Consider the following 13,671-nt stretch of genomic DNA (forward strand, 5'->3'; position numbering starts at 1 on the left):
TCTCCTCAATGCGGTGCGGATGGCGGGTCGTGCGGTGTGCGGATGGCGGGTCATGCGCGGGTCAGCCAGGCTGTCGCCGCGCCGGGGAGGAGGTCGCCGTCGAGCGGTGCGCTCGCGAGGACGACCTCCCCGTCGGGAAGGGCGACGGGAGCGTCGCCGAAGTTGGTCACGCTCACCCACCCGCCGGGGCGGGAGAAGGCGAGCACATCGTCTCGTCCGAGCTCATCGTGCCATGCGAGCGTCTCGTCCGACTGCAGCTCGCGGCGCAGTCTCAGGGCCGCGCGGTACAGGCCGAGGGTCGAGGCGGGATCGCCCTCCTGCGCCTCGACGGAGACGTCGCCGAACCAGGCCGGCTGCGGCAGATGCGCGCCGTCGGAGCCGAACCCGAACGACGAGCCCGAGCGTGCCCAGGGGAGCGGCACGCGGCATCCGTCGCGCCCGAGCCCGTCGTAGCTCCAGGTCGGCTGTCCGACGGACCGGTGGTACGCGGGATCCTGCCGCTGCTCGGCGGGGATGTCGCCGACCTCGTGCAAGCCGAGCTCCTCGCCCTGATAGAGGTACGCGCTGCCGGGGAGGGCGAGCAGGAAGAGCGTGGCGGCGCGCGCACGACGCAGCCCGAGCGCGAGGTCGACGGCGTCGGCTGGCGCGCCCGCGAGCATCCACTCGACGCCCTGCTTGACGCGGCGTCCGTTCAGCGGAGGCAGGCCGTAGCGCGTCGCGTGGCGCGTCACGTCGTGGTTCGAGAGGACCCACGTCGACGACGAGCCCGTGGCCGCGGACTGCGCGAGGTTGTCGGCCACGATGCGGCGGAAGGCGCCGGCGTCGAAGTCGGCCGTGAGCAGGTCGAAGTTGAACGCCTGGCCGAGGCCGGCGGGGGAGGCGTAGCGCGCGCGGCGCGCGGGCGAGTCGACCCACGCCTCGGCGACGGCCGTGCGCGGCGGGTCGTACTCGTCGAAGACCGCGCGCCACTGCGCGTAGACCTCGTGCACCTCGTCGCGGTCGAGCAGCGGATGGCGCCCGGAATCGCGGTCGAGGGCGTCGAGCTCCGCCTGCGAGGGCAGCGGGTCGGCGAGCTCCTTCACGAGCAGGTGCGCGACGTCGATGCGGAAGCCGTCGACGCCGCGATCCGACCAGAAGCGCAGCGTCGTGAGGAAGTCCTCGCGCACCTCGGCGTTGTCCCAGTTGAAGTCGGGCTGCTCCCTCGCAAACGTGTGCAGGTACCACTGGCCGTCGCCGACCGGCTCCCATGCGGATCCGCCGAACACCGACGGCCAGTCGGCGGGCGGGAGCTCGCCGTTCTCGCCGAGACCGTCGCGGAAGATGTAGCGGTCGCGCGCAGACGAGCCCTTCGGCGCGGCCAGGGCCTCGCGGAACCACGCGTGCTGGTCGGACGAGTGGTTCGGCACGATGTCGACCACGACGCGGATGCCGGCCTCGTGCAGCGCGGCGACCATCTCGTCGAACTCGGCGAGCGTGCCGATGCGCGGGTCGACGTCGCGGTAGTCGGCCACGTCGTATCCGCCGTCGGCGAGCGCCGACGGATAGAACGGGCTCAGCCACACGGCGTCGACCCCGAGCGCGCGGAGATACGGCACGCGCGAGACGATGCCGCGGAGGTCGCCGATCCCGTCGCCGTTCGCGTCGGCGAACGACCGCGGGTAGATCTGGTAGACGGCGGCCTGGCGCCACCAGTCGGCGCCGGCGGGCGCGATCTGCTCTGACATGACGTGGGATCCCCCCTGGGAGCAAGGGGCGGATGAGCGGGCGCGGCCCGCTCATCCGCCCGTGGACGGTTCGGCGCTCAGCCCTTGACGGCGCCCTGCGTGACGCCCTCCATGACCCAGCGCTGCGCGAACAGGTAGGCGATGATCGCGGGCGCCATCGCCATGAGGTACGACGCGAACGCGACGTTGTAGTTGCTGCTGAACTGCGTCTGGAACAGGTTCTGGCGTACCGGCAGCGTCTGCAGGTTCGCGTCGGAGATGATGAGCGACGGCATCATGAAGTCGTTCCACGCGTAGAGGAACGCGAAGATGCCGACCGTGGCGCTCATCGGGGCGAGGAGCGGGAAGATGAGCTTCCAGAACGTCTGCCACGTCGAGGCGCCGTCGATGCGCGCGCTCTCCTCGAGCTCGAGCGGGATCGACCGCAGGAACGCGGTGAACAGCAGCACGCTGAAGCTCAGCTGGAACATCGTCGCGAGCAGGATGACCCCGAGCGGGTTGTCGAGGCCGACCCGGCCCGTGAGCTGGATCTGCGGGAGGGCGACGACGGGGAACGGGATGAACATGGCCGCGAGCAGGTAGAAGAACGACCATCGGAATAGCTTCCGATCCCAGTTGCGGACGATCGCGTAGGACGCGAACGCCGCGAGGATGATCGTCGCGACGACGGTGCCCGCGGTCACGATGAGCGACATCGCGAAGCCGACCGGGAACTTCGTGAGCTGCCAGGCGTCGATGAACCCCTGGATGCTGAACGGCATCGGCAGCGAGAACGCGTTGCCGTCGACCGCCTGCGAGCTCGTCTTGAACGCCATCGAGACGGTGACGTAGAGGGGCAGGAGCACGGTGATCGCGCACAGGAACAGGATGACGGTGGCCGACCAGTTCACGCGCTCCATGCGGAAGCGCGGGGCCTTGCCGGCGGCGCTCGTGACGATGGCTCTCGTGCTGCCGGTGGGGGCGGTGTGCGTGGACATCAGAGTGCGCTCCTTCCGCGCGTCACCGACAGCTGCAGGACGGCGATGATGACGGTGATGATGAAGAACAGCGTCGCTGTCGCCATCTGGTAGGCGTAGTCGCCCGTCTGGAAGCCGCGGATGATCGTCATCGCGATCGTGCGGGTGGAGGTGCCGGGGCCGCCGTTCGTGAGGCCGACCACGATGTCGTACGAGTTCAGGAAGTTCTTGAAGCCGAGGATGACGTTGATGACGACGTAGCCCGCGACGAGGGGGAGCGTGATCCGCAGCAGCTGCTGCGGCTTGGACGCGCCGTCGATGTCGGCGGCCTCGTAGACCTCGCCGGGGATCGACAGGAGCCCCGCGATGTAGATGAGGAGCGTGCCGGGGATCGACTGCCACGCGGTCACGATGACGATGCCGAGCCAGGCGAGGTCGGGGTTCGCGAGGATGCTCTCCTCGAGGAACGGGATGCCGAGCGCGGCGCCGGCGCCGGGCAGCGAGTTCTGGAACAGGAACTGGAAGACGTACGCGATGATGATGCCCGACACGACCATCGGGATGACGAAGATCGCGCGGAGCCCCATCTTGAAGCGGATGCGCGCCGTGAGCCCCACCGCGAGGAGGAACGCGATCACGTTCACGACGACGACCGTCACGAGCGAGAACCCGAAGGTGAACAGGAAGCTCGAGAGGATGGCCGGGTCGCTGAAGGCCGCGACGTAGTTGGTGAAGCCGATGAACTTCCAGTCGCCGAGCCCGATGGAGTCGGTGAAGCTGAAGACGATGCCGATGACGCCGGGAAGCGTGATCGCGAGCGTGAACAGCAGCAGCGACGGCAGCAGGAAGAGGTAGTAGATCGGCTCGACCCGCTTGCGGCTGCGGCGCACGCGGCGGTCGCCGCCGGTCACGATCGTCGTGGTGGTGCTCATTCTGCCGTCTCCTCGGTCGAGACCGCCGGCTGGCGGAAGGCGAGGCGGGCCCAGTCGGCGTCCATGGTCTGCAGGACCGAGGAGGCGTCGGCACCGAGGACGAGCGACTGCGCGTAGTTCTCGGTCGGGATGGCCCGCGGGTTGAGGACGCCGGGGCCCTGGTAGACCGCGCCCTCGTTGTAGTAGCCGATCATCCCCTCGACCCGGGGGTCGCTCGGGTCGTCGCCGGTCGTCGTCGGCACGAAGCCGAGCTGCGACTCGTTGTACTCCTGGATGAGCTCGGGCTGGAAGAGGTGCTCGAGGAACGCGAACGCGCCCTCCTTGTTCTCCGCCTCCTCGGGGATCATCGTGACGAGGTCCATGTTGACGCGCACCTTGAGGTCGGCCGGGTCCTCGGTCATCGGGAGCGGGAAGGTGCCCAGCTCGAGGTCGGGGTTCGTCTTCGCGATCTCGCTGAAGGCCCACGGCCCCTGCAGGTACATCGCGCCCTCGCCGTTCGCGAAGGCGACATTGCCCGCGTCGTAGCCGCGGCTGCTCGCGTTCGGCTGCGTGTAGGTGCTCGCGAGGAGCTGCATCTTCTCGATCGGCTCGAGGAAGTCCTTCTGGAAGGACACCGGCGAATCCGGGCCGACGTCGGTGCCCTGCGCGGCGAGCTGGTCGTAGAAGTCGAGCACGTCGAGGGATCCGCCGATCGCGTAGTCGAACCATCCCTGGTTCGCCGTCCAGGCATCCGCGAACGTCGCGTAGAACGGCGCGACGCCCGCGGCCTGCAGGGTGTCGCAGACCTCGATGAGCTCGCTCCACGTCTGCGGGACCTCGAGGTCGTGCTCCGCGAAGATCTCCTTGTTGTAGATGACCGATGCGGCCATCACCGAGTACGGGAGCGCCGTCGTGCGGCCCTCGCAGACGCCGTACTGGTCGAGGAGGGGCTGCATCTCTGGGCGGATGTCGGCGGCCGCCTCGGTCTCGGAGAGGTCAGAGAGCGCGCAGCGCTGCACGAACCGCGCGACCTCCTGGTTGTAGTTCGCGAGCATGAGGTCGGGCGGATTGCCGCGGACGAAGCTCGCCGCGATGACGTCGGGTCCCGACGTGTCCATGACCACCTCGTACTCGTCCTGCGACGCGTTGAACTCGTCGACCACCTCGGTCATGAACGAGATCGCCTCGCGCTTGCTGAACGTGAAGTGGACGGTCTCCCGTCCGCCGGCGGAGCAGCCGGCGAGCAGCGACGCGGTCACGGCGACGCCGATCCCGGCCGCGGCGACCCTCGTCGCTCTTCTCAGTCCCAAAGACATCGTCGTCCTCTCCTGCGTCTCGATTTATTCAGCGAGTAAATCTAGACTGCGAATATAACGGGGACACTCTCTCACCGCCAGTCGGGCGGCGTCAAGACCCCCAGTAAGGTCGAGAACATGGCTCACGGCACGGCGAACTCGCCCCAGGTGCTGCGTCGGATGAACTCCGGCGCGGTGGTGCGCTTCGCCCTGCGCGTCGCGGAGTTCACGGCGGCCGAGGTGATGGCGGAGACCTCGCTCACCCGCGCGACGGTGCTCGGCGTGTGCGACGACCTCGTCGAGGCCGGATGGCTCGTCGAGCTCGAGGACAGCCGCGCCGCCGGCCTGACGAGCAAGGGGCGTCCGGCACGGCGCTACCGTCTGCGCGACGAGGCGGGGGTCGTCGCCGGCATCGACGCCGGCGAGCACCGCTTCACCGCCATCGTCGCCGACCTCCGCGGGAAGGTGCTCGGCGAGGTCGGCGCCGACGCGCCCGCCGTCGACCGCCGCCCCGGTTCCGCGGCCGAGCGCAGTCGCGCCGAGGCGGCGGACGAGCGCCGCGCGCTCTCCGTGCGCCTGCTCGACGAGGCCCTCGCGGCGGCGGGGGCCCGGCGTGACGATCTGCTCGTCGTCGTCGTCGGCGTTCCGGCGCCCGTCGACGCCGACGGGCGCTCGCCCGCGGGAGATCGGGACTACTGGAAGACGATGAACCCGGGCTTCGCGGACGCGCTCCCCGGCCCGTCCGTGGTCGTCGAGAACGACGCCAACCTCGCGGCGGTCGCCGAGCAGAGCCACGACGCTCAGGCCCACACGGCGAACGTCGCGACGCTGCTCTCGGGGGAGCGCCTCGGCGCGGGCGTCATCGTCGACGGCCGGCTGCTGCGCGGAGCGCGCGGCGGCGCGGGCGAGATGCGCTTCCTCGACATCGTGGAGGGAGCGGGCAGCCCCGACGGCGTCGGCGCGCTCGCCCGCATGTGGGCACAGGACGCCGTGGCGCACGGTGAGCGGAGCGCCCTGGCCGAGCTGCCCGTCGACGAGATCACGGCGCGCGACGTCTTCCGCGCCGCCGCCGACGGCGACGCGCTCGCCGCGGGCATCCTCGATCGGCTCGGCGACCGCATCGCGCGGGTCGCGCTCGTCCTCGCGAGTCTCCTCGACATCGAGCGGGTCGTCATCGCCGGCGCGATCGCGGAGGCGATCGAGCCGGTCCTCGCGCGTGCGCGGACGGTGCTCGCGGAGGAGTTCTACCCGCCCGTGCCCGAGCTTGTCGCGAGCACCCTGGGGCGCGACATCGTCGTCCGCGGCGCGGTCGAGTCGGCTCGCGCCCGCATCCGCGAGGAGCCGCTCGCCTTCGAGCCGCGCCGCTGAGACGGCGATGGCCGGCGCATCCCCCGACGCGCCGGCCACCTGTGCCGCTCGATTCCCGGCACGCTCACATGCCGTGCACGCTCACACTCAGTTCGTCTTGCGTCGACCCGTGATGAGTCCCCAGATGAGGAGGACGATGATCGAGCCTCCGATGGCCAGCAGCCACGTGCCGAGGTCCCAGAAGTTATTCATCACGTCGGCGCTGAAGAGAAGCGATCCGATCCATCCGCCGAGCAAGGCTCCGACCACGCCGAGGATGAGGGTGGCGATCCAGCCGCCGCCCTGGTTGCCCGGCAGGATGGCCTTCGCGATGGCTCCGGCGATGAGGCCGAGGATGAGGAATGCGATGAAGCCCATGACTGCTCCCTTCTCAAAGCGGTGCGCGGATGTGCGCCGCTGATGCAAACCTAGGGGCGACGGGGGCGGCGGCGCATGGGCTTGACAGCGATGACTCGGCGGCGGTAACCGGGCCTCAGCAGTGCGCGAACACGTGCGCGGGGTCGCCGCGCGGGGTCGCGTCGCGGTCGCGGAGGGTGATCGGATGGTCGCCCGCGCGACGGGCGCACGCCCATTCGAACGCGGTCCGCGTGATGCCGTCGCGCTCGACGGCGCCCGTGTCGTCGTACTCGATCTCGAGGACGCGGCCCGGGTAGCGGTAGTCGGCGCACTCGTCGTGGAGCTCGCACTCCTCGGCGACGGCGAAGTCGAAGCCGAGCTCAGGGCCGGACGCCCCGAGCTCGGCGGTGTTCTTCTGCGCGACGGCCAGCCCGAGCCGGTGCGCGAGGGGAACGATCTCCGCCATGTAGGCGAGCGCGTGGTCGAGGGTCTGCAGCCCGTGCGAGCGCTCGTGCTGATCGAGGTTGTCCGGCTCCACGGCGTCGTAGCCGTCGTCGGCGCACCCGCGCAGCCACGCCGACTGGATCTGGAGCAGCGCCTCGCGCGTGGCGGCGGTCCGGATGTCGAACAGGGCCTCGTTCCACTCCTCGTCGACCACGAGAGCGCCGTCCGCATCGCGCAGCAGCAGCTCGGGGTGAACGGCGTCCCACCACGCGGTCGTCCCCTCGAGCGCGGGGTCGGGCCCCGATGCGGGGTCCGGCTGGGTCTGGAAGAGGTTGACGTAGCAGACGCCGTAGGCCCCGGCCGCGGGCGCCTCGGTGCGGTCGCGCACGACGATCGTCACCTCCGCGGCCGGCGTGTACGCGCCGCCGAGCTGGTAGTCGAGCACGCCGTCCGGAGGGGGAAGGCGGATGCCGTCGTCGGCCGCCGCGCATCCCGCGACGAGCGCGGCGGCCGCGAGCAGCGCGGCGGCTCCGCCGGTCCGCCGCATCAGGCGGGCGGGAGCCGGAGGACGTTCGACTCGCCGACCTCGAGGTCGTCCGAGAGGCGGATGGTACGGGCGAGGTCCTCGATCGCCGGCAGCAGCGTGCGGAAGCGCTCGCGGTCGGGCGAGGCCGCCTGCAGCGTGACGAGCTGCGTGCCGGTGTCCCACGTGTAGGTCGCCGAGAGGAGGGAGCGCTCGCCCTGCGGCATGTCGATGACGAGCTTCTCGCCCTGCCCGAGGAACGGCGACCGGAAGTCCTCGGTGTCGTCGTACTCGATCGGCATCATGGCGCGGGCGGTCCGCAGCTGCGCCGTGAGCTCCTGGACCTGGGCGATCGCGACGAGGAGCTCGGGGTCGTCCTTCCAGACCCACGCGAGGATGCGGCCATCCGATCGGCGCATCATCGCGCGCGCCGCGCGATTGGCGATCCACGCGAGGAATCCCGACCCGGGAGCGCCCTGCGGGAGGCCGGCGCTCCCGAGGAGCATGCGGATGGCCGCCTTCCGGTGGCGGCCGCCGCGGAGTCCGCGCCCGGTCACGGGCACCCAGCGGGTCGAGTCGGCGTCGGCGAGCAGGCGCGTCATGGGTCCAGGGTAGGGGCTCGGATAGCGTGGATGCCTGTGAACGGTCAGGTGCTCCCCGCTGTCGTCGCCGTCCTGCTCGGGGCGGTGTTCGCGGTGCTGCTGTTCGTGCCGTTCGTCGCCGTGCAGTATCGGCGGGAGGGCCGGCTCACCCTCCGGCAGCTGCTGCTGTGGGGCGCCTTCCTCGTCTACGGCCTCGCGCTGTGGACGTACACGCTGCTTCCGCTCCCCGACCCCGACGCGATCCGCTGCGCGGCGCCGCAGCTGCGGCCGTTCCAGTTCGTCGACGACATACTCGACTACCCGGTCGGCTCGCTCTCCGCCCTGCGGCACAATCCCGCGGTCATGCAGGTCGCGCTCAACGTGCTCCTGTTCGTGCCGCTGGGGTTCTTCCTGCGCCTCATCTGGCGGCGCGGCGTGCTCGTCTCGACGCTCGTCGGGTTCGGGCTGTCGCTCGCGATCGAGACGACCCAGGTCACGGGCGTCTGGGGCATCTACCCCTGCGGGTACCGTCTGTTCGACGTCGACGACCTGCTCGCCAACACCGCGGGAGCCCTGCTCGGCGGCGCCCTGTCGCTCGCCGTGCGGCCGCTGCTCGCCCGCCGCGATGCACGGCCCGTGGCGGACGCCCCGCGCCCGGTGACGATCTGGCGGCGCCTGCTCGGCATGCTGTGCGACGCGCTCGCGGTCGCGCTGACCGGCGGTGCGGCGGGCATCGCCGTGAACGCGTGGCAGCTCTACGTCGTCGGCGTCCCGGCTGCGCAGCTGGATCCCGCCGCCCCGAACGCCGCGGCGACCGCCGTGCCCTTCGTCCTCCTGGGGGCAATCGTCCTCGTGACGGGCGGCACGGTGGGCGACCACGCCGTCCTCGTCCGGTGGGAGGGCGGGGTCGGGCCCGCGCCGGCGGCCCGCGCGCTGCGCTATCTCGCGGGCATCGGCGGCTGGCAGCTCCTCGGCATGCTGACGTCGCCGCTCGACGCGCTGTTCGCCGTGGCGAGCATCGTCGCGCTCGTCATCGCGACCGAGCGCGGCGGACTGCCGGGCGTCGTCTCCAGGATGCGCCCGGTGGATGCGCGCGCAGGGGCTCGGGTCTAGGCGGCCCCGCGCGTCACTGCCGGCGGCGGAGGACCAGGAGCCCGGCGCCCGCGAGCACGAGCACCACGGCGCCGCCCACGATCCAGGGCACGAGGTCGTTGCCGGTGCTCGCCAGCGCGGTCGAAGCGGAGAGGAGGGTCGTCGTCACGCGCCCAGTCTGCCTCATGCCCGCCCCGATCCGGGAGCACCGCCCCCGCGGCCGTCCAGGCGGCGCCGGTAGCCTGGGCAGGTGAACGACGCCCTCGCCCGTGCCGAATCGCTCATCGACCTCACCCCGGACTACCCGGAGCCGGGCATCCTGTTCCGCGACATCTCGCCGCTGCTGGCCGACCCCGAGGCCCTCCGCGTCGCGTGCGCCGCGCTCGTCGAGCCGTTCGAGGGCCGGTTCGACATGGTCGGCGGCATCGAGGCGCGCGGGTTCCTGCTCGCGGGGTATGTCGCCGCCGTCGCCGGAGTCGGGGTGCTGCCGATCCGCAAGGCCGGGAAGTTGCCCAAGCCGGCGGCCGCCGTGTCGTACGACCTCGAGTACGGGTCGGCGGCGATCGAGGCGCCGGGCGTCCTCAAGCCGGGGGAGCGCGTCCTGCTCCTCGACGACGTGCTCGCGACCGGCGGGACACTCGCGGCCGCCCAGCAGCTCATCCGGGACCTCGGCGCCGAGGTGGCCGGGTCGGCCGTCGTGCTCGAGCTCGTCGATCTGGGCGGCCGGGCCGTCGCGGGCGACGTGCACACCCTCTTCACGGCGCACGAGTCCGCCTGACGCGGCGCGTGAGGCGCTCGTCATGAAGTGACTCCTTCACGAAACGCCGGGGCAACACCGCGTCATTAGCGTCGCGGCATGACGACCTCCTCCCGCGACGCGAACACCGTCGACTCGATCCCGCCGCTCGCGCGGCTGTTCCCTCTCGGCCTCCAGCACGTGCTCGCGATGTACGCGGGCGCCGTCGCCGTCCCGCTCATCGTCGGCGGCGCCATCGGCCTCGGCGGCGCCGACCTCGCGTACCTGATCAGCGCCGACCTCTTCGTCGCCGGCATCGCGACGATCGTCCAGTCGATCGGGTTCTGGCGGTTCGGCGTGCGCCTGCCGCTCATGCAGGGCGTCACCTTCGCCGCAGTCGGCCCCATGATCGCGATCGGAGCGCAGCACGGCATCACGGCGATCTACGGCGCGACCATCGCCTGCGGCCTCTTCATGATCCTCGTCGCGCCGTTCTTCTCGCAGCTCCTGCGCTTCTTCCCGCCGCTCGTCACCGGCACCGTCATCCTCATCATCGGCCTGTCCCTCATGGACGTCGCGGCCGGATGGGTGATCGACGGCGCGGAGGACGGCGCTGCCGACCCGCTGAACCTCGCCTTCGCGGCTGGGACCCTGCTCTTCATCGTCCTCGTCGAGCGGTTCGCTCCGCGGGCGCTCGCCCGCATCTCCGTGCTCCTGGGGCTCGTCGTCGGCACCCTCGCCGCACTCGCCGTCCCCGGGATGGTCGACTGGTCGGGCGTGGCCGACACCGCGTGGTTCGGCATCGTCACGCCGTTCCACTTCGGACTGCCGACCTTCGAGATCGCCTCGGTCGTCTCGATGCTCGTCGTGGGCCTCGTCATCATGACCGAGACGACGGGCGACATGATCGCCGTCGGCGAGATCGTGGAGCGCCCCGTGGGCCGTCGTCAGCTCGCCGACGGGCTGCGCGCCGATGGGCTCGGCACCGTCATCGGCGGTGTCTTCAACACCTTCCCCTATACGGCGTTCGCCCAGAACGTGGGGCTCGTCTCGCTCACGGGCGTGCGCTCGCGCTGGGTCGCGACGATGGCGGGCGGGATCCTCGTCGTCCTCGGCCTGCTGCCGCCGGTCTCGGCGATCGTCGAGGGCGTCCCGCGGGCCGTGCTCGGCGGCGCGGGGATCGCGCTGTTCGGGATGGTCGCGGCCAGCGGCATCCGGACGCTCGCGAAGGTCCGCTTCGACAACCGCAACGTGCTCGTCGTCGCGGTCTCGGTCGGCATCGCCCTGCTGCCGACGGTCGCGCCGGAGATCTACGCGCGCTTCCCCGACGCGTTCACGCTCATCTTCGACTCGGGCATCTCTGCGGGCGCGATCGCGGCCATCCTGCTCAACCTCCTGCTGAACTCGCGGTCGGCGAAGGAGAAGTACGGCGCCGACCCGGTCGTGGGGTCCTACGACGGCGTGCGCTCGACCGCCGCGATCGCCCTCGTCTCCTCCGAGGCCGTGGGGGCGGGTCTCACCCCTGTGCGGTTCCGCGACGAGAGCGGTCACGAGCTGCCGGCCGTCGACAAGGACGGCAACCCCGTCGAGGCGCACGTCGCGGCGCCCGAGGGCGACCCCGGCCGCTGAACGGCCGCCCTCGGCGGGCGGGGCGGGCAGGGCGGGGAGGGTCTTGTCCAGGTCGCACTTCGCGTCCGTAAGGGGGCTTTTGGGGACGCGGAGTGCGACCTGGGTGGGGAGGGTCTTGTCGGGGTCGCAGTTCGCGTCCGTAAGGCGGCTTTTGGGGACGCGGAGTGCGACCTGGGCGGGAGAGGCGGGGGAGAAGAGGGGACGACGGACCGGAGGGAGGGGCAGACCGAGGGGCAGACCGAGGAGCGGCGCGACGTCAGATGAACGTCGGGACGTCGGCCCAGGCCGCGGGCGCGTCGTCGACGCCGTCGCGCACGACCGTCCCCTCGATGAGCCCGTAGGGGCGGTCGTCGGCGATGAACACCTCGCCCTCGTTCTCGAGGTCGAAGCGCGCGAGGTCGTAGAGGAAGTGGTGCCGGTTCGGCATCGCGAAGCGGATCTCCGCGATCTCGGGTCGCGCCTCGATCGCCGCGCGCCCCATCGCGAAGAGGGTCTGCTGCAGGGCGAGCGAGTGCACGACGGCGAACCGCTCGAGGAGCACGGCCGTGACCTCCTCGTACACGCCGTTGTAGTCCACGCCCTCCGCGACCGCCTCGGGCAGGAAGCGCCAGCGCGCCGTGACCGACGTCGCCATGATGCGGTCGTCGGTCTCGGGGAGGGTCGTGAACGGCGTCCTCGGGAACCCGCGGAACTCCGATCCCGTCGACTTCAGGACGACGAGGTCCTTCACGCCGCCGAGGACGTGGGTGCCGCCATCCGCGACCTGGACGGCGGCGAGCCGCGTGCCGCGCCCCGTGCGCACGAACGCGTGATCGTGGCCGGAGCCGTCGACGACGATGCGCTCCCACACGTGCTGCTCGGCCTGCCACAGCCCTCCCTCGACCCAGTCGAACTCGGTCGTGAAGTGCTCGGCGAGGAGGGAGAGGAAGCGCTCGGGCGAGCCCACGCCGTGCGTCTTCGCGAATGCGAACACCGTGTTCTTCTGCGTGTCGGTGGCGATGACCTTCGCGTTGTCGCCGGTCAGGAACGAGTCCGCGAACGCCTCGCCGCGCAGCTGCGAGGTGACCGTGAGGTCCTCGATCTCGTGCCGGGCGGTGTCCCGCGTGATCCGCACGAGGCGGTTCTCGGCCTTGCCGTACTTGTGCGGTCCCAGGTGCACGGACACGTCGCTCATGGATCAGCTCCCTCGATAGGTGGAGTACGCGAACGGGCTCAGGAGGAGCGGCACGTGCGCGTGCGGCTCGCCGTCGACCCGGAAGGCGACGGCGACGGACGGATAGAACGCCTCGACGCCGCGCGCCGCGAACCACGCGCCGGTGTCGAAGACCAGCGTGTGCTCGCCCGCGCCGAGCTCTCCCAGTGCCGCGCGCCCGTCGGCGTCGGTCTCGGCCGTCGCGACGACGGCGCCCGCCGTGCGCACGGCGACGGCCATGCCGGCCGCGGGGCGTCCGCTCGCGGCATCCAGCACATGCGTCGTCAGCTCGGTCATCAGATCTCCTCGGATGGCGCGGCGGCGGATGGCGCGGTCTCGGATGGCGCGGCGGATGGCGCGGCGAAGTCCGCGCGGATGCGGGCGAGGGCGATCTCGAGGAGCTGCCCGCACGCCTCGCGGACCTCGGCGGCGTCGTCGTTCGCGAGCCGGCGGTCGAGCTCGCCGAGCATCTCGACGGGGGAGCGGCCCGCGGCGCGGATGAGGAACACCCGGCCGAAGCGCGCCTCGTAGGCCGCGTTGCCCTCAGTCATGCGCGCGGCGACCTCGGCGTCGGTGTCGGCCATCGCCGCCTGCTCGCGCCGGGAGGCGGCCGCCTCCGCGCTGTCTCCCGTCGGACGATCGCCGATCCGCGGATGGTGCGCGAGCGCCGCGTCGAGCTCGCGCTCACCCCAGGTCGCGGCCTCCTCGGCCGCCCTCGCGAGCAGCGCGTCGAGCGACCCGTGCGGTCGGGACGCGACGAGCGCGTCGACCCAGCTCGGGACATCCGCCCACACCCGCGCGGCCGCCGCGGCGTCGGGAGCGGGTGCGCGGTCGAAGTCCTCCAGGAGCATGCCGCCACGCTAGGGGCGGCGTATTTCGGCGCG

At 71.6% G+C, this 13,671-nt stretch carries 15 protein-coding genes; 4 read left to right on the forward strand and 11 right to left on the reverse strand.

Annotated elements, in window-relative coordinates:
- Positions 1-50 precede the first annotated feature (50 nt).
- From ACOWU6_RS05330 to ACOWU6_RS05345, 4 genes are all read right to left on the reverse strand, one after another.
- Positions 51-1,724, reverse strand: a complete 1,674-nt coding sequence (locus tag ACOWU6_RS05330) for a glycoside hydrolase family 13 protein (protein WP_421074974.1) — start codon at positions 1,722-1,724, stop codon at positions 51-53.
- Between the two features lie 77 nt (positions 1,725-1,801).
- A complete protein-coding gene (locus tag ACOWU6_RS05335; RefSeq protein ID WP_416383279.1) occupies positions 1,802-2,701 on the reverse strand; it encodes a carbohydrate ABC transporter permease in 900 nt (299 codons plus the stop codon).
- Positions 2,701-3,612, reverse strand: coding sequence for a carbohydrate ABC transporter permease (locus ACOWU6_RS05340; protein WP_421074975.1), 912 nt, complete (start codon positions 3,610-3,612; stop codon positions 2,701-2,703). Before ACOWU6_RS05340 ends, ACOWU6_RS05335 begins: the two co-directional genes overlap by 1 nt.
- Positions 3,609-4,907: an ABC transporter substrate-binding protein gene (locus tag ACOWU6_RS05345; RefSeq protein ID WP_421074976.1), complete on the reverse strand. Its 1,299-nt coding sequence runs from the start codon at positions 4,905-4,907 to the stop codon at positions 3,609-3,611. Before ACOWU6_RS05345 ends, ACOWU6_RS05340 begins: the two co-directional genes overlap by 4 nt.
- A 117-nt stretch (positions 4,908-5,024) precedes the next feature.
- On the opposite strand from ACOWU6_RS05345, the gene ACOWU6_RS05350 reads away from it, so the two are divergent.
- Complete coding sequence (locus ACOWU6_RS05350) at positions 5,025-6,254, forward strand: ROK family protein (protein ID WP_421074977.1); 1,230 nt, start codon at positions 5,025-5,027, stop codon at positions 6,252-6,254.
- 87 nt (positions 6,255-6,341) lie between these two features.
- On the opposite strand, the gene ACOWU6_RS05355 is transcribed toward ACOWU6_RS05350, so the two are convergent.
- The 3 genes from ACOWU6_RS05355 to ACOWU6_RS05365 form a co-directional block, all read right to left on the reverse strand.
- The gene (locus ACOWU6_RS05355) at positions 6,342-6,611 is read right to left on the reverse strand and encodes a GlsB/YeaQ/YmgE family stress response membrane protein (protein WP_421074978.1); all 270 of its coding nucleotides are present in this window, start codon (positions 6,609-6,611) and stop codon (positions 6,342-6,344) included.
- A gap of 115 nt (positions 6,612-6,726) precedes the next feature.
- On the reverse strand, positions 6,727-7,581 hold the full coding sequence (locus ACOWU6_RS05360; RefSeq protein WP_421074979.1) for an endo alpha-1,4 polygalactosaminidase: 855 nt from the start codon (positions 7,579-7,581) through the stop codon (positions 6,727-6,729).
- The gene (locus ACOWU6_RS05365; RefSeq protein WP_421074980.1) at positions 7,581-8,159 is read right to left on the reverse strand and encodes a hypothetical protein; all 579 of its coding nucleotides are present in this window, start codon (positions 8,157-8,159) and stop codon (positions 7,581-7,583) included. The genes ACOWU6_RS05360 and ACOWU6_RS05365 overlap by 1 nt, the downstream gene beginning before the upstream one ends.
- Positions 8,160-8,189: 30 nt before the next feature.
- Between ACOWU6_RS05365 and ACOWU6_RS05370 the strand changes: the two genes are divergently transcribed.
- Positions 8,190-9,251, forward strand: coding sequence for a VanZ family protein (locus ACOWU6_RS05370; protein ID WP_421074981.1), 1,062 nt, complete (start codon positions 8,190-8,192; stop codon positions 9,249-9,251).
- Positions 9,252-9,264: 13 nt separating this feature from the next.
- On the opposite strand, the gene ACOWU6_RS05375 is transcribed toward ACOWU6_RS05370, so the two are convergent.
- Positions 9,265-9,399 carry an LAETG motif-containing sortase-dependent surface protein gene (locus tag ACOWU6_RS05375; protein ID WP_271173421.1) on the reverse strand — a complete coding sequence of 45 codons (135 nt, stop codon included), beginning with the start codon at positions 9,397-9,399 and terminating at the stop codon, positions 9,265-9,267.
- Between the two features lie 81 nt (positions 9,400-9,480).
- Here ACOWU6_RS05375 and ACOWU6_RS05380 point away from each other — a divergent pair, with 81 nt between their 5' ends.
- Both ACOWU6_RS05380 and ACOWU6_RS05385 read left to right on the forward strand, forming a co-directional pair.
- Positions 9,481-10,008, forward strand: coding sequence for an adenine phosphoribosyltransferase (locus tag ACOWU6_RS05380; RefSeq protein WP_421074982.1), 528 nt, complete (start codon positions 9,481-9,483; stop codon positions 10,006-10,008).
- A 78-nt stretch (positions 10,009-10,086) separates the two neighbouring features.
- Complete coding sequence (locus tag ACOWU6_RS05385; RefSeq protein WP_421074983.1) at positions 10,087-11,595, forward strand: nucleobase:cation symporter-2 family protein; 1,509 nt, start codon at positions 10,087-10,089, stop codon at positions 11,593-11,595.
- 256 nt (positions 11,596-11,851) lie between these two features.
- Here the strand turns inward: ACOWU6_RS05385 and pucL are convergent, their stop codons facing one another.
- Genes pucL through uraD form a run of 3 tightly spaced genes read right to left on the reverse strand, consistent with a single transcriptional unit; the run spans position 11,852 to position 13,638 of the window.
- Positions 11,852-12,769 (reverse strand): factor-independent urate hydroxylase, encoded by a 918-nt coding sequence (pucL, locus tag ACOWU6_RS05390; protein ID WP_421074984.1) that lies wholly within the window; start codon positions 12,767-12,769, stop codon positions 11,852-11,854.
- A gap of 3 nt (positions 12,770-12,772) precedes the next feature.
- On the reverse strand, positions 12,773-13,084 hold the full coding sequence (gene uraH / locus ACOWU6_RS05395) for a hydroxyisourate hydrolase (protein WP_421074985.1): 312 nt from the start codon (positions 13,082-13,084) through the stop codon (positions 12,773-12,775).
- On the reverse strand, positions 13,084-13,638 hold the full coding sequence (uraD, locus tag ACOWU6_RS05400) for a 2-oxo-4-hydroxy-4-carboxy-5-ureidoimidazoline decarboxylase (RefSeq protein WP_421074986.1): 555 nt from the start codon (positions 13,636-13,638) through the stop codon (positions 13,084-13,086). The genes uraH and uraD overlap by 1 nt, the downstream gene beginning before the upstream one ends.
- Positions 13,639-13,671: the final 33 nt, after the last annotated feature.

It is taken from the genome of Microbacterium sp. SA156, assembly GCF_049065455.1.
GTDB lineage: Bacteria > Actinomycetota > Actinomycetes > Actinomycetales > Microbacteriaceae > Microbacterium > Microbacterium barkeri.

Excerpts from the sequence above, each read along its gene's own strand:
- ACOWU6_RS05330 (WP_421074974.1), bottom strand. The coding sequence starts at position 1,724 with ATGTCAGAGCAGATCGCGCCCGCCGGCGCCGACTGGTGGCGCCAGGCC.
- ACOWU6_RS05335 (WP_416383279.1), bottom strand. The coding sequence starts at position 2,701 with ATGTCCACGCACACCGCCCCCACCGGCAGCACGAGAGCCATCGTCACG.
- ACOWU6_RS05340 (WP_421074975.1), bottom strand. The coding sequence starts at position 3,612 with ATGAGCACCACCACGACGATCGTGACCGGCGGCGACCGCCGCGTGCGC.
- ACOWU6_RS05345 (WP_421074976.1), bottom strand. The coding sequence starts at position 4,907 with ATGTCTTTGGGACTGAGAAGAGCGACGAGGGTCGCCGCGGCCGGGATC.
- ACOWU6_RS05350 (WP_421074977.1), top strand. The coding sequence starts at position 5,025 with ATGGCTCACGGCACGGCGAACTCGCCCCAGGTGCTGCGTCGGATGAAC.
- ACOWU6_RS05355 (WP_421074978.1), bottom strand. The coding sequence starts at position 6,611 with ATGGGCTTCATCGCATTCCTCATCCTCGGCCTCATCGCCGGAGCCATC.
- ACOWU6_RS05360 (WP_421074979.1), bottom strand. The coding sequence starts at position 7,581 with ATGCGGCGGACCGGCGGAGCCGCCGCGCTGCTCGCGGCCGCCGCGCTC.
- ACOWU6_RS05365 (WP_421074980.1), bottom strand. The coding sequence starts at position 8,159 with ATGACGCGCCTGCTCGCCGACGCCGACTCGACCCGCTGGGTGCCCGTG.
- ACOWU6_RS05370 (WP_421074981.1), top strand. The coding sequence starts at position 8,190 with ATGCCTGTGAACGGTCAGGTGCTCCCCGCTGTCGTCGCCGTCCTGCTC.
- ACOWU6_RS05385 (WP_421074983.1), top strand. The coding sequence starts at position 10,087 with ATGACGACCTCCTCCCGCGACGCGAACACCGTCGACTCGATCCCGCCG.
- pucL (WP_421074984.1), bottom strand. The coding sequence starts at position 12,769 with ATGAGCGACGTGTCCGTGCACCTGGGACCGCACAAGTACGGCAAGGCC.
- uraH (WP_421074985.1), bottom strand. The coding sequence starts at position 13,084 with ATGACCGAGCTGACGACGCATGTGCTGGATGCCGCGAGCGGACGCCCC.
- uraD (WP_421074986.1), bottom strand. The coding sequence starts at position 13,638 with ATGCTCCTGGAGGACTTCGACCGCGCACCCGCTCCCGACGCCGCGGCG.